At 39.2% G+C, this 23832-nt stretch carries 22 protein-coding genes and 1 pseudogene; 5 read left to right on the forward strand and 18 right to left on the reverse strand.

Annotated elements, in window-relative coordinates; genetic code table 11:
• The first annotated feature begins 108 nt into the window (after nucleotides 1-108).
• Nucleotides 109-546, forward strand: a complete 438-nt coding sequence (locus AABK36_RS24550; protein ID WP_309942773.1) for a hypothetical protein — start codon at nucleotides 109-111, stop codon at nucleotides 544-546.
• A gap of 463 nt (nucleotides 547-1009) precedes the next feature.
• Here the strand turns inward: AABK36_RS24550 and AABK36_RS24555 are convergent, their stop codons facing one another.
• Genes AABK36_RS24555 through AABK36_RS24575 form a run of 5 tightly spaced genes read right to left on the reverse strand, consistent with a single transcriptional unit; the run spans nucleotide 1010 to nucleotide 4856 of the window.
• Complete coding sequence (locus AABK36_RS24555) at nucleotides 1010-2173, reverse strand: type II secretion system F family protein (RefSeq protein WP_309942772.1); 1164 nt, start codon at nucleotides 2171-2173, stop codon at nucleotides 1010-1012.
• 1 nt (nucleotide 2174) lies between these two features.
• Nucleotides 2175-2708, reverse strand: coding sequence for a PulJ/GspJ family protein (locus AABK36_RS24560; protein WP_309942769.1), 534 nt, complete (start codon nucleotides 2706-2708; stop codon nucleotides 2175-2177).
• Complete coding sequence (locus AABK36_RS24565) at nucleotides 2705-3076, reverse strand: hypothetical protein (RefSeq protein WP_309942767.1); 372 nt, start codon at nucleotides 3074-3076, stop codon at nucleotides 2705-2707. The genes AABK36_RS24560 and AABK36_RS24565 overlap by 4 nt, the downstream gene beginning before the upstream one ends.
• Nucleotides 3073-4377, reverse strand: coding sequence for a hypothetical protein (locus tag AABK36_RS24570; protein WP_309942763.1), 1305 nt, complete (start codon nucleotides 4375-4377; stop codon nucleotides 3073-3075). Before AABK36_RS24570 ends, AABK36_RS24565 begins: the two co-directional genes overlap by 4 nt.
• The gene (locus AABK36_RS24575) at nucleotides 4335-4856 is read right to left on the reverse strand and encodes a hypothetical protein (RefSeq protein ID WP_309942762.1); all 522 of its coding nucleotides are present in this window, start codon (nucleotides 4854-4856) and stop codon (nucleotides 4335-4337) included. The genes AABK36_RS24570 and AABK36_RS24575 overlap by 43 nt, the downstream gene beginning before the upstream one ends.
• Nucleotides 4857-5552: 696 nt before the next feature.
• Between AABK36_RS24575 and AABK36_RS24580 the strand changes: the two genes are divergently transcribed.
• Entirely contained in the window at nucleotides 5553-6149 is a 597-nt protein-coding gene (locus tag AABK36_RS24580) for a hypothetical protein (RefSeq protein WP_309943498.1), read from the forward strand.
• A gap of 620 nt (nucleotides 6150-6769) precedes the next feature.
• Here the strand turns inward: AABK36_RS24580 and AABK36_RS24585 are convergent.
• The 3 genes from AABK36_RS24585 to AABK36_RS24595 are packed head-to-tail and all read right to left on the reverse strand — an operon-like array spanning nucleotide 6770 to nucleotide 7582.
• Nucleotides 6770-7099 (reverse strand): type II toxin-antitoxin system RelE/ParE family toxin, encoded by a 330-nt coding sequence (locus AABK36_RS24585; protein WP_309942890.1) that lies wholly within the window; start codon nucleotides 7097-7099, stop codon nucleotides 6770-6772.
• A complete protein-coding gene (locus AABK36_RS24590; protein WP_309942889.1) occupies nucleotides 7089-7295 on the reverse strand; it encodes a hypothetical protein in 207 nt (68 codons plus the stop codon). Before AABK36_RS24590 ends, AABK36_RS24585 begins: the two co-directional genes overlap by 11 nt.
• A 14-nt stretch (nucleotides 7296-7309) precedes the next feature.
• A complete protein-coding gene (locus AABK36_RS24595) occupies nucleotides 7310-7582 on the reverse strand; it encodes a helix-turn-helix domain-containing protein (protein ID WP_309942891.1) in 273 nt (90 codons plus the stop codon).
• A 240-nt stretch (nucleotides 7583-7822) separates the two neighbouring features.
• Here AABK36_RS24595 and AABK36_RS24600 point away from each other — a divergent pair.
• The 3 genes and pseudogenes from AABK36_RS24600 to AABK36_RS24610 form a co-directional block, all read left to right on the forward strand.
• A pseudogene (locus AABK36_RS24600) lies at nucleotides 7823-7975 on the forward strand (CHC2 zinc finger domain-containing protein); the annotation flags it as partial.
• Between the two features lie 142 nt (nucleotides 7976-8117).
• The gene (locus AABK36_RS24605; RefSeq protein ID WP_309942888.1) at nucleotides 8118-8993 is read left to right on the forward strand and encodes an Rpn family recombination-promoting nuclease/putative transposase; all 876 of its coding nucleotides are present in this window, start codon (nucleotides 8118-8120) and stop codon (nucleotides 8991-8993) included.
• 180 nt (nucleotides 8994-9173) lie between these two features.
• Nucleotides 9174-10049, forward strand: a complete 876-nt coding sequence (locus tag AABK36_RS24610) for an Rpn family recombination-promoting nuclease/putative transposase (RefSeq protein WP_309942886.1) — start codon at nucleotides 9174-9176, stop codon at nucleotides 10047-10049.
• A 55-nt stretch (nucleotides 10050-10104) separates the two neighbouring features.
• Here AABK36_RS24610 and AABK36_RS24615 read toward each other — a convergent pair whose 3' ends face one another.
• The 10 genes from AABK36_RS24615 to AABK36_RS24660 form a co-directional block, all read right to left on the reverse strand.
• Nucleotides 10105-14025 (reverse strand): HzsA-related protein, encoded by a 3921-nt coding sequence (locus tag AABK36_RS24615; protein WP_309942884.1) that lies wholly within the window; start codon nucleotides 14023-14025, stop codon nucleotides 10105-10107.
• Nucleotides 14026-14173: 148 nt separating this feature from the next.
• Nucleotides 14174-15040, reverse strand: coding sequence for a beta-propeller domain-containing protein (locus AABK36_RS24620; protein WP_309942882.1), 867 nt, complete (start codon nucleotides 15038-15040; stop codon nucleotides 14174-14176).
• Between the two features lie 186 nt (nucleotides 15041-15226).
• Nucleotides 15227-15928 carry a cupin domain-containing protein gene (locus AABK36_RS24625; protein WP_309942881.1) on the reverse strand — a complete coding sequence of 234 codons (702 nt, stop codon included), beginning with the start codon at nucleotides 15926-15928 and terminating at the stop codon, nucleotides 15227-15229.
• Nucleotides 15929-15981: 53 nt separating this feature from the next.
• Complete coding sequence (locus AABK36_RS24630; protein ID WP_309942878.1) at nucleotides 15982-17163, reverse strand: chorismate transformation FkbO/Hyg5 family protein; 1182 nt, start codon at nucleotides 17161-17163, stop codon at nucleotides 15982-15984.
• A gap of 11 nt (nucleotides 17164-17174) precedes the next feature.
• Complete coding sequence (locus tag AABK36_RS24635) at nucleotides 17175-18968, reverse strand: c-type cytochrome (protein ID WP_309942876.1); 1794 nt, start codon at nucleotides 18966-18968, stop codon at nucleotides 17175-17177.
• Between the two features lie 398 nt (nucleotides 18969-19366).
• The gene (lsrF, locus tag AABK36_RS24640) at nucleotides 19367-20260 is read right to left on the reverse strand and encodes a 3-hydroxy-5-phosphonooxypentane-2,4-dione thiolase (RefSeq protein ID WP_309942873.1); all 894 of its coding nucleotides are present in this window, start codon (nucleotides 20258-20260) and stop codon (nucleotides 19367-19369) included.
• 44 nt (nucleotides 20261-20304) lie between these two features.
• Nucleotides 20305-20931, reverse strand: coding sequence for a dihydroxyacetone kinase subunit DhaL (gene dhaL, locus AABK36_RS24645; protein ID WP_309942871.1), 627 nt, complete (start codon nucleotides 20929-20931; stop codon nucleotides 20305-20307).
• A 74-nt stretch (nucleotides 20932-21005) separates the two neighbouring features.
• Nucleotides 21006-22037, reverse strand: coding sequence for a dihydroxyacetone kinase subunit DhaK (locus tag AABK36_RS24650; protein ID WP_309942869.1), 1032 nt, complete (start codon nucleotides 22035-22037; stop codon nucleotides 21006-21008).
• Between the two features lie 214 nt (nucleotides 22038-22251).
• Entirely contained in the window at nucleotides 22252-22569 is a 318-nt protein-coding gene (locus AABK36_RS24655; RefSeq protein ID WP_309942867.1) for a VOC family protein, read from the reverse strand.
• A gap of 307 nt (nucleotides 22570-22876) precedes the next feature.
• Nucleotides 22877-23449 carry a DUF1097 domain-containing protein gene (locus AABK36_RS24660; RefSeq protein WP_309942864.1) on the reverse strand — a complete coding sequence of 191 codons (573 nt, stop codon included), beginning with the start codon at nucleotides 23447-23449 and terminating at the stop codon, nucleotides 22877-22879.
• Nucleotides 23450-23832 lie beyond the last annotated feature (383 nt).

Below are 23832 nucleotides of genomic sequence, written 5' to 3' on the forward strand. Positions count from 1 at the left end.
TAACAAAGCACAGGTTGCAAAACTACGCTAGGGGGGGACATATACTGGAACTACAGCTAATTACTTCCAACAAACAATTGATAACTCTTATAATGAATTTAGATTAGAATGATAGATGTAGAAAATTATAAACGCTTTTTTTTATTTGGAGTTATTAGTGTTTTAATAATAACAATCCTTAGTTATTTATATAATATTTATTCTTTGAAATATTTTAGCAATGATAATTTTAGTATTACAAAAGGAATATGTGTGAAGGAAGATTATGACCGATATAATACTGATAAATATTGGTATAAAGCTGATAATAAAATTTACTCTGTAAGTACTCGTAGTGAAAATTTAAAATTAGATGAAAAATATTATGTGCTGTATAGTAATGAAAGAAATGATTTATCTATTATTTTGACTGATTGCGATGTAAATAAAACTATCAATAAAGATGATATAGATATTAAATCAAATTGGATATATACATCAAATAATATTGTCAAACGAAAGGATGTTCCTAAAAAATACAGAAATTTCTTTGGTATAAACTATTAATATCAATCTTGTTCATCCCTCCGTCTGGTGCAAGGTACTGTCTTAAAAAGCAAGCATAATAATATAATTTTATATAGCTTTATAAAACGGAAAAGAGGGCTTCTTCCGACTGTTCGGAGGGATGCTCATCTAGTGTAGCTGACTCTAAAGAGTCAGCTATTTTTTTTAATGTAGGTTGATTTAAACACTGTTGATTTACGCAATAGAGTAACTTCTCCTCCTGATCATCGGATATTACTTTATTGTAATTTTGATCAAACATTTGCGCTAGGGCAATGAGTTTGACCAGATCGTTCGCATTTGCAATGTGAATGTTTAAACCGAGAATTTTAATAAAGCTATCAACTGTTTGTCTTTGTGAAAAGAAAAGAATCGTTTGGAATTAGAGCAACAAACATTTGATTGTTTATTGCTCTTTCATTGAATACAATAATAATAATGTTGTTAGTACAATCAACATGAATTAAAACCCAATATTAGTGCTCAGCTTGAACATAGGCAAATACATGGCTACCAAAATGAATCCAACAAGGCCTCCTAGCACTACGATCATGACCGGTTCGATAAAAGTACCCAACATGGAGGTTTGATGATCGGCTTCTTCTCCATAATTATTGGCCAACTTGGCGAAAAAAGAGTCCAACCGATTGACTTCCTCGCCTACTTTGATCAATGCGACCATTTTTCCGTCAAAGACATCGATTTTTTTCATGCTTTCATTTAAAGGCAAACCTTGCAATATGTCTTCTTCGATTTTTGACAAGGAATTATGAATGGGGTAATATTCGATCATCTTGGCGATCAACCCAATGGACTGCAAGAGCGGAACTTTGGAACTCAGAAGCAAGGCTAATGAAGAGCAAAACCTAGCCAGTTGGATTTTATGTAGCAAGGCGCCTATGAATGGTATTTTGTAGACGATCAAGTCAAGGTATTTTTTGAACCAAGGCTTGGATTTGAATATTGTGACAAAAGATATAAGCGAGATTACCACCAGCAATATCGTGTAAATATTTTCAGAAAGAGCTTCGGAAAATGAGATAATCATCTGGGTCACTGCGGGCAAATCTCCTCCGAATCTTTTGAAAATTTCAGAAAACATAGGCACAATGAAGTAGAGCATGAAGCCCACAGCGCCCATAGATGTCATTAATATGACGACAGGATAGGAAAGGGCTGAGGTGATCATACGTTTTTGCTTGATTTTTTTGCTGTAAAAATCTCCAAGTTCTTTAAGCACTCGGGCAAGCTGCCCCGTTTCTTCGCCGATTTGTATGCTGAAGCATTCATAAGCTGAAAAGTGGGGAGCGTCGGTCATGGCTTCATGCAAAGCGCTACCTTCTATGACTTTGTCAAGTATCGATTGAATCTTGTCTCTGTGCTTTTTTCCGATATGCTCCACTGACAAACTCAAGGCGGAGCGGACATCGACACCGGCTTCCAGCATGTTGGAGAGCTCCATATATAGCATTTCCTTGTCCTTGTCTGAAAAAGTCTCCGGAAACAAGCTTATATCTTTTTCCCAGAATTTTTTTTGATCAGCAGCTTCTTTTTTCCCAACCGTTTTTTTTTGCGGTCGAGTGTTGGATCGAGTGGTTTTTGCTTTTGATAAATCGAGTCCTGCCATATCATGGATGATTTTTGAGTGTTTTCAAGTCGTAAGATTTGTGTTGAGAGAAATGCAAAGATTCCTGAAATGCTTGCAAATTGAGAGATACTTTGTCGATCAACATTCCCGACATGATGATTTGATGATTGTTCAAGCCAAAAGAAAGGTCAGTCACTTGGGAATGAACAAGCTCTTTGGAATGGACGAAAGGATTGTTTCTCCACAGTTCGGTTCCCAGCATTTGATAGTAAATATTGTGAGAAGGAAAAAAGCAGATGAACCCTTCAGAGCTGGTTTGTATGCTGTCGGAGAGCAATATGTCTTTTTTCATAATGCTAATGGCATGAAGGCACTCTCTGTTTTCCTCGGAATGAACAAGCCTGATATGTATCATTTTTTGCACATATCTTACGGCTTGATAAGATGCTGAGGCAACGACAGCGCTTAATATCATGGCAATCATCAGCTCCTGCAAAGTGAAGGCTTTGAGCTTTATGTTTTTACAAGGTCGCTTGTCTAAAATACGCAGTATATGCTCAATGGCTTGTTTCATAGCTTTTCGATTTCTTGCGTGAATACCATGGCTTTTTTGCCTGCGAGCAAATGTCCTTGACTGTCGATCGCTTTCAACTCTATGGTCATTAGCCTCGGCAGAGGATGGTCAGGCAGTATCTTTTTGGAAATGGCCACTTCATTTCCGTCAATATACTCATCATCAAAATAAGCCTTGGCGCCAAGCGTCTCTGTGCAAATGCTGTCCAGCTTGCCTTGGTACTTGATTTGGCTTAGTCTGGACGATGACTTGGAAGCATTGACGATAATCATCGCCGCGATAGCGAATATGATACTCAGGATCAACATGCTCGTTGTCACTTCTATGATGGAGGAAGCGCTTAGGGATATGTCTTTAATTTTTTTCATCGCAGCTTTTTTATGATTTGAGGACGCTTCAAGTCTCCTTGGAGCAGGGACCGATAGTCTTTGTCGTATGGCTCGAGGGGCTCCAAAGTAGCGTTAAGCAAATGGTTTTCATAATACGTTCTTGGCGTCTGAAGAAATATTCCTTCGCAAGCGAGATGGCCCCGAACAATGCCTTTCAGTTCTACCTGGCCTTCAATTCTAGCCGTTCCTTCTATAGTCCCATGCTCTTCGATGAATAATTTGTTTTTATTATTTTCACCTGCGCTGGACAGGTAAACATCTCCTTCTATGACAGCGCCTTGTTGCACAGAGATGAAAGAGTCTTCAGAATTGCACATCAAAGCCAGCGCTGAGGGATATTGAAGATTTACATTTCGTCCTATAATGATGGAATCGGTGCAAAAGGCCTGAAGATCCCCTTTGAAGCCGTCCTTGATCCGCAGGTATGGCGCGATAATGATAATCTCGCTCACTTGGGCCAAGGGACCTATCTCCACTCCCGAATGGGAATAAAGGATTATTTTTCCCTTTGCTTGTTGCGTGGACAAATAAAGAGGTTCTTCTGCGATGAATGCGCCTGTGGACAAGGAATCGAAAGAATGCTTTAATGAATCGGGAGAAAGCATTCTATTGGTCGGATTATGCGGGGCTTTTGCCATCCAAGCTTCCAAGTCGTTTCTTTGCAAATTGGCCTGAGGCAGAGCTGCCATGCTGTTTTTTATCTGCCCGTATACCAATTGATCTCTCGAATAACCTTTTTGATTGATGAAAGTGGATTTGATTCCTGCTTTTGGCAATGAGGCATCGCCTTTGATCCAAGTGTCTCCCGCTATCGACAATGCTCTGCTGTTATCCGTAAGATACAACACATCAGAAGCCGTGGAGTCAGGCGCGTAACCGGCTAAAGCGACTTCTCTTCGAAAAAATCCAGCGGATTGGGAGATGCTTATGTACAGGTCATACATTCCCCATTGTTGCTTGATCAATGCAACGGAATCTTTTCCTTCTCCAAACAAATCAATGGTCAGAGCTTGGTCGTACAAAAGGTCCTCATTAGCGGCTTTGAGGTACTCCAAGCCATACAAGGCATTTTCAACAAGTGAAACTTGCCTTTTTTGGTGTATATGATGCAGACGGTCATAATAAGCGCTTAAAATAAAAGCGCCCAGCAAGGCGGAGACAAGTATGGAAATCATAACGACCAAGCTCAAAGCCCCGCCTTTTAGCCTAGCTCTAAAGCTCTTTGCTAAAAACTCATTCAGGGCTGGTCTTCTTTTTCCTTTTTCTTGAAAATGCTCCATATCCCGCCTTCTTTTTTCTCTTTATTGCTTTTGGATTTTTTATTATTGTCCTTTTTGTCATCACTTCCGTCTTGTGTTTTCTCTTTTTTCGAAGACGATTTTTCTTTTCTTTTTGCTCTTTTCTCTCTTATCTTTTTATCCTTGGCTTCCACAGCTTCTTTTTCAGCGGTGATTTTTTCATCTGTTTGCTCTTTTTTTCGTTTTCTTCGAAGCCAGCTTTTCTCTTTTTTAACCGCGTCTTTAGCGTTGTCCTGAAGTGTTTTGTCTTTTTGACTCTGGGAAAGCTTGCCTTCCTTGTAAAACAATTCGACAATGCCTGTGTCCAAATGATGCTTTATCTTTCCATGCCACTGGCCATGTTTGTATTTGCCGGTGTACAAGACGTCCCCAAAATGGTCAAAGTTTAGATTAAAAAAACACTGGAGCAAGTTTTCAACTTGTTCCCAATGTCGATAGATAATATTCAAAAGCCTTGGCATAAGCTAAAGCTTTTGTTTGGTACCTGATGAAAATAGATGCCAGCAAAGCACAGGTTGCAAACCTGCGCTAGGGCAGTGAGAGTGACCAGCTCGTTCGCATTTGCAATGCGAATGCTTAAAACTAAGCACCTGTGATGCGATAATGAGAGCCGATAAAGAATACAAAGTCCACCTAGAGCGAACAGAATGGATTTTGCCAATTGATGCTAAGTTTCTTATCTTTATCGGAATCAAAAGAAAAGAACTATGCGGGAGCGTTTTCTAAACCCTTACACAGACTTTGGCTTCAAGAAGATCTTTGGCGAAGAAATCAATAAAGACCTTTTGATAGATTCCCCTCTGGTGTAAGTCTATGATTTGTGCCCAATTCCAACGGTGAGCTATTACAGTTTTAAATATCCAAAAGCCTTGGCATAAGCTAAGGCTTTTTTTGGTACCTTTATACATTGAGAAATTCATTATATCATGAATCTATACATATTCAACAGGCATTATCACTGGGATCCGATAAAATTTTGTTTAATGAAGGGGGATTTAAAAACTATGAACATTTCGAAGCTTATGCAGAGTTTAAAGCCTATGAGCAGCAAATATCGTCTCCTCACTTTAATAAATGGCCAAGAAGATATGCTATACCATTAGAAAGAAAAATGTATCATTACGGAAAGATTCATCAGAGTTATATAAAATAAATATATGGAAAAATTAATGATTATAATTTTTTTAACCATGTTTAATGGAATGCTTCACGCTCAAGATATTATTTTTAATGTTAGTGTAGAAGATGCATATAATCTTTCCACTGAGACAGTTGATGATGATAATATAAATATATACTTGTCTCTTAAATCAGAAACTGATCAAGAAATTGTTTTAGATTTAGAAGCACTTTGTTTTCAAAAACCCGTAGATGAAAAAATAGATTTAAGTATTAGTCATTATGATAGCTGGACAGAAATTTTATCGTTATTAGTTAAGACACAATTTATTATAGAGAACCAAAGAGGGAAATTCAATTTTTTTTCAGGTCTATATTATGTTGGAGAATATTTGGAATTTACATTTCCAGATGAGTGTAATGAGAAGGAAAAAATCTTTTTAGAAAAAAACATCCCTAACGAGATAACGTTATTTAATCTTAGAAATTTCTATAAAGTGGAATCTGATGATAAAATAGTTAGATTACACTATTTATTCAAGCCTACGGAAGAAGAATCTGAAGATGGTTTTAAACCTCTAATATTAACATCAAATTGGTTTGATCTCTATCCTACTGAAATAAATAAAGAGTAAGTTTAAATCTACCTGGCGCAGATGTGTCATCCGTGACTAACCTGCCTCAGCCTCACACTCTGAAGTAGCAGAAGGTAAGCTATAAACACAAAATCCATCTTGATCGGATATCGATCGGGATGGATTTTTTTATTTTAAAGTAGTGATTGCAACTTAGTTTGCTTGATAAAAGCATCAAGCAAAGCATAAACATGTTCTTTATTTTCGGGACCCCTCTGGTGCAAGTCTATGACTTGTACCTAATGTCGGCAGAGATACACAAAATCCATCTTGACCCAAAATGGTCAAAGTTTAGATTAAAAAAACACTGGAGCAAGTTTTCAACTTGTTCCCAATGTCGATAGATAATATTCAAAAGCCTTGGCATAAGCTAAAGCTTTTGTTTGGTACCTGATGAAAATAGATGTCAACAAAGCACAGGTTACAAACCTGCGCTAGAGTAGTGAGAGTGACCAGCTCGTTCGCATTTGCAATGCGAATGCTTAAAACTAAGCACCTGTGATGCGGGGATAAGAGCAGAAAGGTAAAATACACAAAATCCATCTTGGTTGGATATTGATCGGGATGGATTTTTTATTTTCAGATGAGGCGTACGAGCTGTAACGCTATTCCGAGTAAAATCAATCCTCCAGTTGACTGAGGAAGATCTTCAAATCTTTATCGGAGATATTTTCTTTGTCAGACTTATCAAAAATCGAAATAAGATAAAGACAGTTATGTTGTATTTTAAAACAAGTAATGACGCGTGCGCCACCTGATTTCCCTTTTCCTTTGGAAGAAATCGCCATCCTGATCTTATAGCAGTTATTTCCAAGATCTATGCCTTTTTTAGGGTCAGATTCTAGTACTTCGAGCAGAGCAGAAAAATCAGTTTTCAGAGAAGAATACTTTTTATTAAGCTTCTTGATTTCCTTTCTGAAGTTTTGGGTAGCAATAATGCTATAACTCATCCAACAGGTCTTTAGCGGATATACCTTTGCCTTTTCCTTGATTGATCAAGTTCATTTCTTCTACACCTTGTTTGACGTTTTCCAATACTTCAGCTTTGTAAACGCTTAAAGGCTCCGTTTTTACGAAGTTAAAATTTCCAAGAAGCTCCATGATGAACTCGGCCTTGTTGTCTTGTATATCGAGTATTAGTTTCATTGCTTTTTTATGTTTTAGGCAAAAGCCTGTCTTATTTTATAATTTTGTATAACATTGTCTATCAAAAAGAAAAGATGATTTTGCGTGCCTTTATCAAGGATCTCTATATCCTCTATTCTTCGAACCACTTCTTTGTCAAATTCTCCCATCAGAAAGTCCACACTGACACCAAAGAGCTTTGAAAGCTTCAATACAGTCTCCAGAGAAGGCATATTAAGGTCTATTTCATAGTTGCCAATGATCGTTAGTGATACACCTTTCTCCTTACCAAGCTCTTGCTGGGATATTTTTTTTGCTTACTAAGCTGAATAATACGCTCTCTGATGTTCAACATATTTGCTTTAAGTCAAGTAATTACAATTTAAAAACGTAAATCTAGCAGATAAAGTTTGTCAATAGAAATTTTGAAATCTAGCAACAAAGATCACTGTTATCTGCATTTGCCAAATATACTTGACATGTAAGAATTTTAATAATATTTTCAAACGCAAATTCCCGACATCAAATCCCGTCTTCCGCTGGCACAGGTGCTTGAGCATTACGGTCTGCATCCCGACAAGTCGCACAGGCTCAGCTGTCCCTTTCATCAGGATCGCACGCCCAGCATGCAGGTCTATTACAAGACCCAGACCGCCTATTGCTTCAGCGCCAACTGCACTACCCACGGCAGGAGCCTCGATGTCATCGACTACATTATGCACAAGGAAAATATCAGCAAGCAGGAAGTCATCCTTAAAGCCAAATCCATCTTGAGCGAACAGAATGGATTTTGCCAATTGATGCTAAGTTTCATATCTTTATCGGAATCAAAAGATAATAACTATGCGGGAGCGTTTTCTAAACCCTTACACAGACTTTGGCTTCAAGAAGATCTTTGGCGAAGAAATCAACAAAGACCTTTTGATAGATTTTTTGAATCACTTGATCACGGACCTGGACAGTCCCATTGAGGATTTGCAATATCTTAAAAACGAACACTTGCCCCGTTTTGAAGAAAGTCGTCGCGCGATATTTGACTTGCATTGCCGCACAGAAAAAGGAGACCGCTTCATCGTCGAGATACAGCGCGCCAAGCAAGAACACTTTCGAGATCGCAGCATATTTTATTCGACATTTCCCGTCCAAGATCAAGCCGAACGAGGCAAAACATGGAATTTTAATCTACAGCGAGTTTACACGGTTTCGTTGTTGGATTTTTCGCTGGAAGATTCCGAAGAGTATAAAGACATTTACCTGCATGACGTGCAGCTCAAAGACCAACGCAATAGAGTCTTTTCCGATAAGCTACGTTACATTTATCTGGAGATGCCCAAGTTTAATAAAGGTTTGGAAGACCTAAGAACGCATTTTGACAAATGGCTGTTTGTTCTCAAAAATATGTCAGTGCTCGAAGACCGCCCCAAAGAACTAAGAGAACGTATCTTTCAGAAGATCTTCGAAGTGGCAGAGATCGGCAAACTAGACGCCTCGGAATACACTGTCTACCAAGAAGAACTAAAAATCTATTGGGACTTGAACAACGTGGTGGACTATGCGAGAGAAGAAGGACGAGAAGAGGGAAAAGAAATCGGACGAGAAGAAGGCTTGAAGGAAGGTAAAATAGAAACAGCGAAAAAATTATTATTAATGGGATTATCAATCGAGCAAATCAAGGAAGCGACAGATTTGACAAAAGAAGAAATTGAAGCATTGAGATAATTGTGAACGATTAAAAGTTTCCAGCTCATTCGCATTTGCAATGCGAATGACTAAAATAGAGCATCTGTGATGCGGAAAAGAGAACCGAAAAGAATACAAAATCCATCTTAAGCGAACAGAATGGATTTTGCCAATTCATGCTAAGTTTCATATCTTTATCGGAATCAAAAGATAAGAACTATGCGGGAGCGTTTTCTAAACCCTTACACAGACTTTGGCTTCAAGAAGATCTTTGGCGAAGAAATCAACAAAGACCTTTTAATAGATTTTTTGAATCACCTGATCACGGATCTAGACAGTCCCATTGAGGACTTGCAATATTTGAAAAACGAACACTTGCCCCGCTTTGAAGAAAGTCGTCGCGCGATATTTGACTTGCATTGCCGCACAGAAAAAGGAGACCGCTTCATCGTCGAGATCCAGCGCGCCAAGCAAGAACACTTTCGAGATCGCAGCATATTTTATTCGACATTTCCCGTCCAAGATCAAGCCGAGCGTGGCAAAACATGGAATTTTAATCTACAACGTGTTTACACGGTTTCGTTGTTGGATTTTTCGCTGGAAGATTCCGAAGAGTATAAAGACATTTACCTGCATGATGTGCAGCTCAAAGACCAACGTAATAGAGTCTTTTCCGATAAGTTGCGCTACATTTATCTGGAGATGCCCAAGTTTAATAAAGATCTGGAAGACCTAAGGACGCATTTTGACAAATGGCTGTTTGTGCTCAAAAATATGTCAGCGCTCGAAGATCGGCCCAAAGAACTAAGAGAGCGTATCTTTCAGAAGATCTTCGAAGTGGCAGAGATCGGAAAACTAGACGCCTCGGAATACACCGTCTACCAAGAAGAACTAAAAATCTATTGGGACTTGAACAACGTGGTGGACTATGCGAGAGAAGAAGGGCGAGAAGAGGGAATAGAAATCGGAATAGAGAAGGGTTTAAAAAAAGGTAAAATTGAGACGGCCAAAAAATTATTATCTATAGGCTTGTCCATAGATCAAATCATGGAAGCGACAGATTTGACAAAAGAAGAAATTGAAGCGTTAAAATAAGGCTGCCTATTTATAAGACAGCCTCTTTAAAATTCACCTATTTTATACAACTATATTATTCTTCAATAATTACCCTAAAGCCAACATCATAGACTTTTTGATAGGCTTTATAGATTTCTTGTTCGCTTATTGTAGCTTGGCCAGGGCGGTCTCTCCATGAGCCTCCTTTAGCAATACGCTTGCTTGGATCCGTTACATCCGCATCCCTAGTCCATTCCGAGACATTTCCTTGAATATCATAAAGTCCCCAAGGATTAGCTTGATAGCTGCCTACTGGAGCGGATACCATATGGCCATCATTTTGACTGGCAATCTTTGGCAAGAAGTTATAGTAATCGAACTCTCGACGAGCAAACTTCTCAAGGGACTTGTCCGCCAAGTTTTCTTTCGTTTCAAATTCGTCTTTTATATCGCCATACCACATATCAGACGGTCCCCCCGCTTGCGCGGCCCATTCCCATTGATGCTCGCTAGGCAACACAACTTTATGATTTGTTTTATTGCTGATTTCCTGGCAAAATTTATTAGCTTCATGCCAATTAACTCTAACAACAGGCTGTTTTGGTTCATTTACAGGCACGCCCGGGCTGATTTGATCTTTATAATATTTTGTAATATATCGGCTGTCATGATCGGGAAATATTGAACGGTACTGATCATTTGTAATTTCTTTTTCAGACATCCAAAAACTCTTTTTAATCTTCACCTTTTCGGGGCCATTTTCACTATTGCGATAATAAGTGCCTGATGGTATTTTGACTAATGCGATTTCTTGCCCTTCTCCCCAGCGAATGATTCTTTTATTTTCTTGATTCCTTTTTTGCTTTTGAATAGCTTCTTCTGCATCAAATCCCCAATGCTTTGTTTTGTAATCTTTTTGAGCAATTCGCTCAGGCTTAAATGGAATAATCGGATATTGCGACTCCACATCTTGACGACGCTTTCTTAATTCTTCCATGCTTGAATCTTCAATATTGGCATAAAGCGACATGAGTTCCGAGCGTCTTTCCACTTGATATTTTCCTCGATAACTCGTTACATTTCGCCATTCGGCATGGAAAGGCACATTAAGATCTATCCAAGTGTTTAATCTTTCCCACTCTTCAGTATCCAACTTTACGTTATGATGGCCTTTTTCCAGCATTTTCACCAAATCACTCGTCGAAGCGTGATATTCCATTGGATTAAGAATATGAACTTCAGATTCAGGCCCCGGCCTTCTGACAAATGGGTGCAGATTCAAATAGCTCTTGCGGAATTCTCTATTTCCAACTTTTTCTTTAGATGCAAAATCCAGTAATTCATTATTCCCATCGTGGCAAGCCACGCACTTTTTGTCCAAAATCGGCTGGACTTCCAATTCAAAGCCATAAGGCCGAACTCCACCTGCATATGGCTGAATACTATGAGGTTTCTTCTTTGAAGCTAATGAAGGCTTGGGAGGCGGAATAGTATTCTGGTCTTCATGACAACCTACACAAGACACCACTTCTCCGGGCATCCCTGTAATCCAGCTTCTCATAAGCTGCATCGCTCGTCCATCTTCGTCAAGCGGTTGCAAAGAAACCGGCGTGTTAGCGGGAATCTTGAATATCGCGGATCCGTCTTCTTCCACAGGGACTCTGCCCAGAAGCCTTTTCACATCCCATGAAGACTCGATTCCATGCGCGGCATAATCCCCCGTATTCGTCTTGAGCGTCGTATCATTTCCATTGTAATGATACTTGTAGGCAAATATTCTCAATTCTTTCACTTCACCTCTATCAATGCCTTTAAGCCCTTTTCCTTGATAGATATCCTGAATATACACTGTAGATTCCTTATCTTTCAACTGGACTTTTTCAGGAATCACAGGGGGAACTTTTTGCTTTCTTACCGGCTGAATATCAATATAACCCGCTCCTTCTTCTTCATAAACCAAGGTCATATTATCAAACCTGTCCACAAGATATAATCCCCAAAGCGCATCTGCCGTAGGTTTGCACGTAACTATAAAATAGTTTTCATCAAGAGGATAAGGTTTAAGAAACTGCGGCCAAACACCTTCAACCAACCTATCCAAAATCTTATTCTCCACATGACGATCTCTAAAAGGAATTTCCTGAACGACTCCCTCATTTTCATGACGGCCTTTTGCCGGATCGAATATCACCAAATGTCCGGATCTTGGCGTGCCATGATGTCCTGTCACAATTCCCACAAATTCGCTCGAATGCTCTGATATGGGTCTTGCGTCAAATATACTGTTTGGCCAATAGGAATTGCTTCCATAAAGCTCTTTTTTACCTGTTCCATCCGGATTCATATGCATTAAAGTACGGGTAAAGTAATGCATCATGTCGCTGTATTCCCAACGCAAATACATCAATCGGCCATTGGGCATAGTAATCGGGCACCAATCGCTATCTTGTCCAAAGTTCAAAGCCCTGACTTTTTTGCTCACTGGATCAACTTGCACCAAGTTGCTGGTAGGAGAAACCCCGGATACGCAAGGCACAGCTTGCAAAAGCATATTGCTTGTGGCAACTATTTTTCCATCGGGCAAATATGCGGGATCTGCATAATCTATATCAAATTGATCGTCCGGAGTCTGCATAACCAAAGGCTTGCCATCCATATAGCCCTCAAATACACGATAACGATCAAATTCTCCTCCCAAAGTAGCGAATAAGAATCTATCGCCATCCCAGTTCATCTCCAAGTCAGCCATAATTTGCTTCTTATCAGGCTTGTACAAAGTACTATACGTATTTTGAAGGCCTAATTGGTCAAATTTGACAACTTCACAATCATACCAATGAGGCATAAAACCACCATGCCCGCCTCCAATGGCATTATGGCCAGTGTAGTTATTGGCAGTCGTGCCCAGTGCATTGGCTCTTACCATTCTTGAAGTATCTTTCAGGTGGGATTTGATAGCTACAAAATCCGTATTCAATAAAGGATTGCTAAGCAAAATTGTCTTTTTATCTTTTAATATCTTCAACACTTTCACTCTAGCGTTCTCTTTTCGAGAGTAAAAATCGTTTTTCACTCTTTCGTAATCCAAAGCGATAGATTGGTACAGCTTTTCCGACACTGTCCAATTCTGATTGGGAAATGATCTTTTCATTTCATCCAAGCTTTCTCTCAAGGATGCTAATGTCAATCGCTTGAATTTTCGATCAATAATTACTGTCTCCAACAGGCTTTGTAGTTCCTCCCACTTTTTATCATAAGATAGTGAGGCCCATTCCACTGAATTGAATTGGTATATTTCAACCTCGCTTAATTGCTTCAACACCTTATGATATACATTCTCAAACGCTTTGGAAGACAAATATATGTCATGCCAATCATCATAAGCATGGATTTCCAAAATACTAGCTGCCTCGGGGGATATTTCTCTTATTCTCTCCAATGTGGACGAAGCTGAATATTTCGACAAGCTAAACTGCAAAGGCTTGTCGCCTTCAACAGCAACAGTCATTCTAATTTTTTCAAATTTGCCTCTTGAATCCAAAATAAAACTGGATGGCGCATAGGCCGTCATCGCTTGCTCAAAGATATGGCTGCCAATAGTTATTTTTTCCTGTGGGTTGAACTCTCCTTTGCCTTTGGACATGAGCATATGCGTGTTCAAGTCAAATGAATATGTCCAATTATCGCCTCTTCTTCTTGGATAGAATGCCTCTATTTCTTGGAGTTGTCCTGCATGGATCAAGTGAACTTTCTCACTTCTATCAATACCTTCCACCTTAGCCCAAACGGCCAGGGATTTTTGTCTTTTTTTAAATATATGATCTTGAGGATGAGCGGTAAATACTATTTGCTTCCAATCAGCCACATCCAAATCATCAATATTCAATACTTCACCCGGATTCAGATTAAAGCTGTGATTTTCAGGTTCGCCATCTTCATGCTTTACCCATAGTTGAGCCCAAAGAGACAAATAGCCTCCCACCCAAAATAACAATGTCAATAAAACAGTCCTCATAAATGTATCTTTAGTTCTTATCTATTTTCTAAATCCTCTACATTAGTATCGATCAAGAATAGCATTACCCTTATACTTTATGATGAGAAACAAAAAAAAGAGCTAAAGAATAACTCTTTAGCTCTGGACCAGAAGTCAAACTACGCATTCACATTACAATATCTACTGCTGAAATATTTCCAACCTCAACACTATCAGCAAATGACCAAACAATCTCCTGCTGAGGATTTATTTCCAATAACTGAGCTACTTTTGATTGACCTTTTGCATGTCCACCCCAATTACATATTAATTTATTTCCATTTTTCTTTTCGATGATCTGAGCGACAAATCGAAGCGGAATATCAAGTTCCCCGTCTTTAATCTCCAATACAGGCTCTCCTGTACGAGAATCAATTTCCAAAATATTATGCAAATCACCGCCAGACACCAACCAATTGCCATTTTTCAAAGGCTCTACGGAAAAAGGCTTGGCTTCCACTTTAAAATCCTTGATAATATTTCCTTGCTCATCTATTTCCAAAACTCTTCTTGATTTAAGCAATCCGACTAAATAGGTACCATGAGCTGTTTTTTCAACTCTTCTAAACTGCGCATGAGCCTTTTTGATTCCTGAGTCAAAGCTTACTTCATGCAGTTTTTTACCTTCAGAGTCAAACTCAAAAATCATCGAAGGATTTCCGCATTGCCCGATCAAATAATTGCCATTTGCAAGCATTATTGCCGATTGCACTTCAGAACCCTCAGGCGCTTGATACTCCCAAAGCGTCTGATGATTTGAATTAATAACTTTTGCTCCTTGCTTATAAGCGTATAGCACTTTTCCATCGCCTATCGAAGCGACGCTATTGCACTCTTGCTTATGCCCCAATCCATGAGACCAAAGAATGTTGCCACTGCGATCTATTTTTACTATTTTCTTAAATCCTGAGCCCGCAATCAAGTATTCAGTGGACTTGGAAGAGCAAGAATAAAAGAGAAGCATAACTAAAAAATATGTCAATAAATGCTTCATGTCATATATTTTTTCTGTGTAAACGTCTAAAAGATTTGTAATAAAAAGTCGAAAAATCCCCTTATAATAATTATTGCCAAGTAACTGAACAGATTTAATTGTAAACTATGTATCACCAAAACGAACAAGCCATAATCATTACTTCAGGGATGTAATCAACCTTATCAACTAAACAATAAAATATAATCAGATAACATTATTAAATACAGCATTTGTATTCGTAAACACCAAGCCATCATTGTCATGAAAGTTTGCATATTCCGACACTATCGCCCCATGTTCACCCGCCATCATAAAATGAGGCGCCTCAGGCCTGTTAAGTGTATTCAGTTCTCCACGGTTGATCAATTTTGCGTTATTGACCGTAATGAAGTCTTGTTGGCTTTCAGGTGTGGAAGGATTACCTGCAGTTTCCTCGCCTTCGCCAAAACAGTACACTGAACCATGTCTGACATGCCAAGTTTCCATCTTAGCCGCAAAAGATGTTTCCACATGCTTATGTTCAATGATCATCTGCCCCGGAAGTAAGAAAATCTCATGCGCAAAGTATTTGAACACATCCGAATTATGCCAAAATACACCCGCCATACCGGCATTAACAAAGTCTCCATGTGAAAAATCCGATATAAATAGATTTTTTCTTAAAAAGTCATCTACCGGATAATTATAAAATTCAAGCATATCCATATATGCCTTCAATGTTTTTTCGCCTGACAACTTTCCATTTACATAAAAATCATCATTGGTATATTTTTTTAGAGACTTCATAACTTGAGGTGCATTTATATTTTTATCATCTTTTTTATTTTCAGGAGCGCAAGCGGTTGCTCCCAACGCCAAGCCGGCTATTCCAGCCATAGCTTGTTTAATCGCAGATCTTCTTTCCATCAGTTAAAAAATTATACTTTACGTATAGTCCAATATTTATATCCAGTTTAAAATCACATCAATAACCTAGCAATCCCCTCTATTTCCACTAAGAGCTCCTCTCGACAAACATCAGCGATCACATACGTTTGCAACAGATAAGGATATTTGTACTTCACCACACGGGATATGGATTCATAATCTTCCTTGTTTTTAATGTATATCCTAATGCTTTGCAATGCGGGTGTAAACAAAGCCGGAACTCCTTTTTTCTTAATATTTTCAATGCTTATCAAAGCTTCAATATTCTTAACTGTTGTCAGAGTTTGCTCATCCGCTTGGTCGGAAGAAACGGTGTTTTCGCCCAAAATCGCGGCTGTTCCTGAAATAAACACCTCATGAGATGATTCAGTATACAACGCTTTGGCTCGTTCGAATTTTGGTGTTTTTTTGATCTCCAACTCCTTGTCCAAACGTCCCAACAAAACATTTTGGGAATAATGATGCGCATCTACCTGAAGCGGATTTGGAATAGGGTAAATCATTTTATTTTCTATATTCAACAATTTTTTTACTGCTATCAGGTCCACCAAAACGCCTCCTTTATCCATTCCAATCCCTGTAGCTGCCGGATACCCATCATCCCAATTTGCCGTATCATAATATTTGGCTCTAATATCGTTAAAAGCCTGATACCTTTGCCTTCCTTCTTCCAAGCCAGTGATACGCTCTATATAGTTCCATTGTCTAATAACATCGCTCCATTCAAAGCCTTCCCAATCCAAAATATTTTGCAAAGTAGAAAACACTTGTTTAGATTGGATTGCGGCATTAGCTTCCAAATCATCCGCGCTTACACCTCCTACATAAAGGTAATTTGCCGTAATATCAGAATAATATACATAATGCACTCCTTCCAAGCACCCAAACCTTAAAAGTTCCGGCTTATCGGCAATCTCCAGTTCAAGAATTAATGAGCCTTTAGCCGGTGACTGAGGGATCAATGATATCGCAGGAACATGATCTTCAAAATAAGCGTTCACTACCTTATTAATCTCATTCATAGCGATTTCGTAGTTCTCGAATGCTTTCCAGTCAAATAGAATATTCAATCTGACCAGACAACCTTTAAGTCTGTTGATATTATTCGAAATATACGTTTCTAGAAGTCTTGCGGGATCTCCCGACACTTCCTCGAATGTTTTATGCTCAAAATATCTTTTCATTTCCCTGACTTCCAAACTCTGCGTATACATGGCCATTCCCTTTACAAACTCAAAACATATTCCACCAGCATATCTATTTCCTTATCCGAAACAGACTTCATCATGCCGTGACGCTCATTTACGATAAACTCTTTGACAGTAGCATATCGACCGTCATGGTAATACGGCGCTGTTCTCCAAACTTCACGTAATGTCGGAGTATTCCATCCTTCCTCAAACTCAACTTCTCCAATCACATGCATTTGATTATCTGTCATATATTCTCCTGAATGACACCAGCTGCATCCTACATCATTAAATATCTGCTTACCTCTAAGCGCGTTTTCGCTCAGTTCACCATCTACCAAATAAGGACTAGGCAAAGCTTCCAAGCTCATAAGATAAGCGTCAACTGCCGAAGCTTGTTCTTCGCTTACAGTTGTGAACTGTATATGCCTAAAACCAGCTCGAACAGCGACTTCTGCATCCGCCCTGATGCCTGAGATCATGGATGGAGGAGTCTTATGCGCATACAAAAGGCTTTTTACATTCTTAGGATTTCCTATGCCGTCATTGAGCAAATCCCAATTCAATCCATCGGTTCTCGCTTCGCCAGGGTGACAGCCGTTGCAAGATTGCCACCCTTGAAAGCAAAACTGAGCATCATTGAATAGTTTTTCTCCTTTACGCTCTATAGATTCTGTGAACTGGGGATTCAACGCGATTATTTCATCTTTATCATGATCTGCAATATTTAATATATTCAAGGTGTCCGAAAAATATGCAGGTATCAGAAGTTTGTCGCCATAGATCTGAACAAACCTTGGTCCATTCCCTTCAATCTTGCGTCTCTCTCTGATACCATTCAAGAATCTCAAATCATAAGAAAGAGACTCTTTGCCTATTGTGTTTCTTAATTTATCTATGAATTGAGGATAGTCAATAATACTTACATCATGCGTCCCCGAATGCGTTACCGCAATATACTTCTCTGTGATATCCAATCCCCAAGACCCAGCTGCTCCATACTCTGGTTGATCCAAAAGCACAGAGGCTACAAATTCTTGTTTATTCACATCAATGACGCTTAACGCACTCGTATTCATCCACCCTTGTTCCAATTGCGAAGTGGGCACTTGATGTCTTCCCAGATTATGCACAATCATCGCATAATTGCCATCAGGCGTAACTTGCAAAGATCTTAAGGCGTTACTGCCATTGCTAAGCGGAATATCTTTAATTTTTTTCTTTTGTTTCAAATCAATTATACTCACATGAGCTGTCACCACATCGATATCCGCGCGTGTATGGGGCAAAAAGTTAGCTACATATAAATACCTGCCGTCTGGAGTCACATCAGATGAAAACGGCTCTCTGAGCACTTTGATTCTTTCCTGTTTATTCTTTTTGAGGTCAATGATCGAAACATCATTGGTAAATTGGTTGCAAACATACAATTTCTTTCCATCAGGTGATAGCACTGGAGAAGTCGCTCCCATGCCTGTCACTATGGTATTAATTTTCTCTCTCGTTTTCAGATCAAAAATATCAACTTGCCCTTTGTCATAACTGCTCGTCACAAAAGCAAATTCTTCACTGAGCACTATGCCCGTAGGCTTGTTTTCAAATCGCCATTCGCCTAGGTCTTTCCATTCCTTCATATCCACTTGGCGAACGGATTTGTCCGTTTGATTGACAAAATAGGCTATATCTTTGGAAGAGTCGGTCGCTATCTGTATTACAGATAACGGCAACACTTTATTATTATCGAAAGCAGAGAATGCAACCAAAGCTAAAAACAATATTATACTAACTAATATGCCATTTGAATTTTCAAAAAATTTCAACTGCTTCATCTCTTCCAAAATTTAACTGCCATGAGTTTTGCATGGCTATTTGCTAAAAAATCAATCTTGATAGTGTCTCTTATAAAATCTTCACTACTAATAAGTGTATCGTTCGGTGAAAGAGAAACTATTTTCATAAATAGCATATGCGCCGTATCAACTTGTCAAATAATTGCGCTCTGCCAGAAGTTATTGTTCTTTATTATCTAATGAACTGTTTTCTAAAATAATAAGCAGCTTTATATTAATTTATTACCCTTCTAATTTAGACCCATACCTAAGAAAGAATAAAAAAATTCTACAACCATTTATTTGTAATCAACATGGCTACTTAAATATTTTATCTATAATTATCCTTAATAACATTCCAACAGAACACAATTTCTAACTATATATACTCGTCTCTTTTACTTTAATTCCAAGTCACTTTTCACATCATTATAAAGCTCGAAAGCTTCATCAGGATTCAGATTGTCATGCACTACGCCATTTATTGCTTGAATCATCGCTTTAGGAGACTCCGACTGGAACACATTACGTCCCATATCCAATCCTGCGGCTCCACCAGAGATAGCTTTATAACATAAAGTCAACGCATCATATTCCGCTAGTTTCTTACCGCCAGCGACAACAATAGGCACTGGACAAGAATTCACCACTCTTTCAAAGTGTTCGTTGCAATAATATGTTTTGACAATTGTCGCCCCATTTTCAGCGCAAACTCTTGAGGCCATAGACAAATATCTAGCATCACGCGCCAGCTCTTTGCCAACAGCAGTCACTCCCATCGTTGGAATGCCGTAACGGTAGCCCGCATCAGCAGTTTTGACCAAATTAGCAATAGTCTTAGCCTCATACTGGCCTCCCACAGACACCATCACCGCCATCGTAGAAGCGTTTACACGAATTGCTTCTTCAGGATCAATCACTACTTCATCATTAAGCTCGTTCAGGATTGTAGTTCCCGCGGAAGACCTTAAGCAAATTGGTTTGTTAGAAGTCGGTGGCACAACATTTCGAAGAGCCGCTTTGGTGCACATCAACGAATCCGCATAGGGAATCAACGGCACAATATTCAAATCAAGTCGCTCCAAACCTGATGTAGGTCCCATAATATAACCATGGTCAAAAGCAAGCATTACCGTTCTACCAGACTTAGGATTGAACATACGACGCAAACGGTCTTTGATCCCCCAGTCCATGTGGCTCATGCCTTTTAAATAAAATCCTTCCGTTTCGACAGGAACGCCAATTCCGAAATCTTTTTCTTTTGATTCAATTATACCTTCTGCATCTGCCATTTTCTTACTCGTTTGTTGTGTGTTGTGATATTTTTTAAAAATTTTTACGCTTGCGCCAACAGTGATTGGTTAAAAGATTCAATCATGCAAGCCCAAGAAGTGGCTCCGGGATCCTTGTGTCCTATGGACCTTTCACCAAGATTTCTCGCGCGTCCAAAATTCGCTTTGAGATTCGCGGTTTGCTCTGCTCCATTTTCAGCAGCTTCAGCCGCCGCTTTGAAGACAGACTCAATCGTAGAAGCGTCAGCCATTTTCATCGCTTCCACCGCCGGCACTAAAGCATCCATCATCGTTTTGTCTCCTACTTTGGCTGATGTCTGCTCCTGCACTCCTTTGAGTCCCGCTTCAAACATGCCAACCACTTGTTTGGGGCTCAATGCATCACCCTCTGCCTGATCCGACATGCCCATGAAAAATGATCCAATGAGCGTACTGGTAGACCCTGAAGCCTCAGTCATAGCTCTAAAGGCCATATCCGACAACAAGGTTTTAAATTCTTTTCCATCTTCAGCCTCTTTATGCAAGGCATTGAATGCCGCGACAATAGCAGTGCCATGATCTCCATCTCCACATATCGCATCCAATTCTGAAAACTCCACTTCGCGAGCTTTGATATTCTCAAAGGCTCTATCCAACATCTTTTTAAACTGATCTATTGATAATTTTTCCATGCCTGTACATTGTTAAAGTATACCCCCGGAAACTCTTCATAGCTTCCAAGGGGATTAACTGATGGGGGGATGTTTTATTTTTTTCCTAACACTGTCCAATATGGAGCATTAGAAGAACAATCCTTTAATAATTTAACATGCTCGTCTTCGACTTTGCCCATAATCATCTGAAAACCAGCCATCTCCTGCACTGTCAATATCTCTGAAACTTTGCTTTCCACAACTTGAGCTCCCAGCTCTTCCAACACATGATGAACCTTTCTAAAGACAATCATTAATTCCATGTAAGTCGTCGCTCCAACTCCGTTGATATAAGCAAATACTTTATCTCCCGAAGAAATATTCAGCTTTTTAATCAAGAGCTTAGCCATTCGAGTCGCTGTCTCATCGGCAGAAAGCATTTCAAATCTTCCGCCACCGCCTTCGCCGTGCTGTCCCATCCCAATTTCCATGATTCCTTCAGGAAGCTCCGCAATCACTGCTCCATTTTGAGGGTGAGTACAAGATTTCATAGCCACAGCGAGTGTCGCGATATTCTTGTTAAGACTCTCTGTAACTTCATAAACTTCATCCAAAGACTTTCCTTGCTCCGCCGCGGCTCCAGCCGCTTTAAACACGGCCACGCAGCCACCCAATCCTCTTCGATCTTTCTTATCAGCGTCTATGCCAGCGCTGATATCATCATGCGTCAGCAAAGTCTTCACTTTGATTCCTTCGCGCTCGGCCAATTTAACAGCCATATTAGCAGCCATAACGTCTCCTGCATGGTTAAGCACAACCAATAAGACCCCTGCATCGCGTTTGAACATTCTCAAAGCTTCCAACACTCTAGGCGCTCCCGGAGCCGCAAAAATATCTCCGACAACCGACGCGTCCAACATTCCATCTCCAACAAATCCGCTGATCGCAGGCTCATGTCCTGAACCGCCAAGCGAAATCACAGCAACCTTGTCTTCGGCTTTAGCATTTACTCTTACAACTATATTCTCAGCACCCATTTTCACTTGATCCTTATAGGCAAGCGTATAGCCCTCCAAAAGTTCAGCCGTCAAATTTTCAGGATTATTTATAAATTTTTGTATCGTTCTTTCAGCTATTTCCGACATAATTTTAATCTTATTAATCAAACAAATAATGTTTATCCCGATCGTCTTTTACCGTTCTTAATCCTACTCTATTTTTTCCAAAAGAGAATGATATCAAACATCAATCGCGATAATGTCAAATAGATAAATCTTAAATGATCTCTTACAATTTATCTTGATTCAAAAAATTAGAATGAAATATTTAATCATTCGCAATGTTCTTCCTATTAGTTGATTATGCTTTGAATTGCATCAACTCGATAGGCGCACCTTCTTCTACAATAAATGCGATCATCGTTCCTTCCCCATTGTCAAAAGGCTCTACAATAATTTCCGCATTAGCCAATTCCTTTTCCATATTTTCAACCTCATAGGCTATATGAGCAGTTGTTTGAATTAACTTTGGAAAGGTAGAACCTTCCTCAAATCGCAACCATTCGATACGATTGGGACTCTTGGAAAAATCGGTAATATGGCATTTGATTGCATCCAATGCGATCTCATTTTCTTGCTTTTCATTAGTTGGTATTCCAACGTGATTAAACTTTCTCATAATTCCATCCATTGACAAATTGTAAACTCTTATGTTAACCAGCGAAACCGAAAAGCCAGCCATGAGTTGGATGACTCTTCAACCTATAATCGTGAAGCTTATGAATTACCCTTACTTTTGCATGCAACTTTAATATTTAGATTAGATCTCGTAACAAACTCTTCACAAGAATAATATCAAAATCGCAGGCTATTCGACTCTTTAACAAAATAACACAAACACCTGATAATCAAATTATTGAAAATAAAAAAATCCATCTTATAAGCAAAGATGGATTAAAAAAGCATTTAAACATTCATTCTATATTTTACACAGCTTTAGGCAATTGAGATTCTTCAACAGCTTTCTCAGGCTTGTCAGCATTCACAAACCTTTCTTCATATTTTGTTCTAAAAAAGATGGTCATCACGCCATAAGCAAGACCTACCAGACAGTATACAAGCTCTGTAGTAATGGCAATCGCATAAGTAGCATTAGGGACATAAGACATAAAGGCGAAGAATGCACCCGCCCCGACAAATACAGCAGGTATCAAATCAAGCCAAGGAACTCGCTCCATAAACATAACAGGCACTACGACAATAAATACACCCAATGGAAATGCGTAAAAGCCAAACATGCTCATAAAGGCGCCTCCCAATTCCATAATCGCTATTGAAGCGACAATCCCAAATACATATCCAATCAAGGTTTTGATTCCTCCTTTAATATTGCATCCTGCTAGGAAATACATCGCCCAAGATTGAAAAGCGATCCAGCCAAAGCCGACATTGCCAACTGGAGGCACAAGTCCGTGAAGCAATTGATCAACGGTTTGAATCGTAAATGCTAAAAAAGCCACAATAAAAGGGATGGGCAAAAATTTTTTTAACGACATCATAATTACTAATAGTTTAAAAAGCAGAGCGCTTAAACTCTAACAATAAAGAATAATAAATTTTATCTCAGCACAACCATAGCTATGCCACTCATGATATAATCGTCCGAGCCTAATTTTCCCCTTACCGCTGACGCTAATTTCGTGAATTCATTTTGCTTTATCCGCTTACCAACAAAATACTCTGCTAAACATTCGCATTGCAAATGCGAACGAGCGGGCTTCTTTCAATATCCTAGCAAAGGTTCGCAACCTGCACTTTGCCTGCAAATGTCTTCTCCACATAAGCAAACATCAAAAGATCCTCAGCTTATGCCAAGGACTTTGAATATTATCTATCAGCATTTGACACAAGTTGAAAACTTACCGCTAATGGCATTTCTTTA

The organism is Aureibacter tunicatorum, assembly GCF_036492635.1.
GTDB classification, from domain to species: domain Bacteria; phylum Bacteroidota; class Bacteroidia; order Cytophagales; family Cyclobacteriaceae; genus Aureibacter; species Aureibacter tunicatorum.